Here is a 2,214-nt window from a genome sequence, read left to right as displayed (position 1 = left end):
CTTATCCATTTTCTTCTTTCGCCGCAGTCGGTCTAGTATCGATAGCCCGAAAAGGCGACCTAAAACATAACCTAGAGAAAGCCCAGAAACTACGCCTAAATACGTTAAAATAAATGCGGGTATGGGATGAAGGATCCCGTTCGCCGTAATCGCCTCTCCTGTCATGACCACGACCTCATCCGGGATCGGCATCCCAACGATCCCAAGCCATAAAGCAATAAAAAGAGCCATATAACCATATTGCTGGATGAGAGAGACCAAAGCATCATAACTCATAGTGACCAGCCTCCTCTTGCTGCCCGGGTAGCAAAGCTACTGACTTAAATTAGACTGCTTTTTCTTATTGGACCGGGATAGTCTAACTTTAAATGAGTAGATAAGCTGATAAATAATCGGCACGATGACCAATGTAAGAAGCGTTGAAGTCGTAAGACCACCGATAACCACTACAGCTAAGCCTTTCGAAATAATAGTACCTTTGGAAAATCCAAGTGCCAGCGGCATTAGGGCTATTATGGTTGCTCCTGCAGTCATAATGATTGGTCTTAATCTCGTTAAGCCTGCTTCAACAAGTGAATCGTGAACGGAGTGTCCCTGCTCTATAAGCTGTTGAACACGGTCAATCAATACTATTGCGTTAGTAACGACAATGCCAATTAGCATCAAGAACCCGATGAGAGATGTTACATTAACCGATTCTCCGGTCACTAATAGCCCTAGCAGCCCACCGATAACAGCGAGTGGCAGTGAGAATAAAATAGCGAAAGGAGCGCTGCCATTGCCAAAAGCAAGCACCATAACTAGATAAACAATAAAAATGGATGCAGCCATGGCTGCGTACATTTGCATGAAACTGTTATCAATATTTTTGGATACGCCCTTCAACTCATGGCTAACACCGGATGGCAGTTCCAATTTGGCGAGTTCCTCTGACACTTTTTTACTGACACCGCCTTTATCCTTACTGTCAATAACCGCCGTAACAAACACTACCTGCTTCTGAGACTCACGACGTATGGAAACCGGTGCATCGATTTGTCTAACCTTCGCAATGTCATTCAATTGAACGGTTTGCCCGGTATGTGTTCTAATAAATAGAGTACCTAATTGATAGGCTGAATTTTTAAACTTGGAATCCAACATGACTTTGGTCGTAAAGGTGTTATTATCGAATTTCAAATCACCAAGGTTTTCTACCTTAATCCAGTTATGCACATTTTCCAGCACTTCTGTGGTTGTAAATCCATACAATTGGGCTTTATTCTCATCGACCGTGATTTCAATCTCGCTCTTCGACTCGCTTAAACTGTCTTTCATATCAGTTAGTTCAGGAAACTCCTTCATTTTCTCTTTGACCTTACTCGCTGCTTGTTGTAGATATAACTGATCGTCACCTATCAGAAAGTAATAGAAGTCCGGCCCGCTACCCCCTCCATCCCCAAAGCTAATTAACTGACTATCCACAGTTGAGCCTTTGGGAAGCAGATTCAGGATTTCGCCTTCGTACTGTTTCATTGTTTTCTTAGCATCTTGCTTTTGGCTAACCTCTGTAAACATCGTAGTCTTATACGCGGTGCGATCCCTGCTAAAATCATAGCCAACAAGCGATTCATTATAGTTGAAAATGGAGTTGCCTTCCATATCTTTGGCATCCCGAAGCATCGTTTCAACTTCCTTTGATTTGGCATTCATCATCTCGAACGAGGTTTCTCTTGGCATTTGCATTAGATAAACCACTTGTTTATCCGACTCGCTAGATGGCATAAAAGCTATACTGAGATGCGGTGCGATCAGCACGATTGATAGAACGAATACAAGCGCAGCAATGGCCAGCGTCTTAATCCGATTTTGCAGCGACCATAACAATGCCTTCTTATACCGGCTCAACATCCAGCCTTCTTGCATTTCATCATGATGCTGGATTTTGCTGCTCTTCATAACCAAGAGCTTTGCCAACATAGGAATCACTGTCAATGCCACTACAAGTGAAGATAACAGTGCACAGGCCAGCGTTAGCGCGAATGGGCGAAATACTTCCCCTATCTCCCCACTGACGAAAGCAATTGGAGCGAAAACTCCGACGGTAGTAATTGTGGAGGATGTGATGGCTGCGGAAACCTGCTTAGTCGCCAATTTGATGACGGATTCATTGCGGTCATGTGCTTTTTGCAATTGGCTGTATATGTTCTCAATAACGACAATACTGTCATCAAC

At 43.5% G+C, this 2,214-nt stretch carries 2 protein-coding genes; both read right to left on the bottom strand.

Annotated features, from left to right (window positions below; genetic code table 11):
- Positions 1-276 (bottom strand): DedA family protein (locus AC1DUA_RS34730; RefSeq protein ID WP_477504072.1); only part of this gene is annotated, 276 nt, incomplete at its 3' end.
- A gap of 36 nt (positions 277-312) precedes the next feature.
- Positions 313-2,214, bottom strand: a 1,902-nt coding sequence (locus tag AC1DUA_RS34725) for an efflux RND transporter permease subunit (protein WP_477504071.1), incomplete at its 5' end; no start/stop codon positions are given.

Source organism: Paenibacillus sp. 01T422 (assembly GCF_056398785.1).
This window is presented reverse-complemented; position numbering and strand designations above follow the sequence as displayed.